Origin of the sequence: Streptomyces diastatochromogenes (assembly GCF_002242805.1) — a bacterium.
Classification (GTDB): Bacteria; Actinomycetota; Actinomycetes; order Streptomycetales; family Streptomycetaceae; genus Streptomyces; species Streptomyces diastatochromogenes.
The window spans coordinates 1-249 of sequence record NZ_MCGQ01000240.1 but is presented as its reverse complement, the minus strand read 5'-3'; the positions used below and the strand labels follow the sequence as shown (position 1 = coordinate 249).

The following is a 249-nucleotide window of genomic DNA, read 5'->3' as shown; positions in this document are numbered from 1 at the left end:
GAGCTGGTCGGGCTGCCGGGCGCCGCCGGGCGGGCCGTCGCCGGGCTGTCCGGCGGCGAGCAGCAGCGCGTGGCCCTCGCCCGGGCGCTCGCACCCCGGCCCCGGCTGCTCATGCTGGACGAACCCCTCGGCCAGCTCGACCGCTCGCTGCGCGAACGCCTGGTGGTCGAACTCCGCGAACTGTTCGGCCGGTTGGGTACGACCGTGCTCGCGGTCACCCACGACCAGGGCGAGGCCTTCGCACTGGCC

The 249-nt window shown here is 76.7% G+C and carries 1 protein-coding gene; it reads left to right on the top strand.

Going from position 1 to position 249, the window contains the following annotated elements; all coding sequences use genetic code 11:
* A partial coding sequence (locus BEK98_RS47790) for an ATP-binding cassette domain-containing protein (RefSeq protein ID WP_143684319.1) occupies positions 1–249 on the top strand: 249 nt, incomplete at both ends.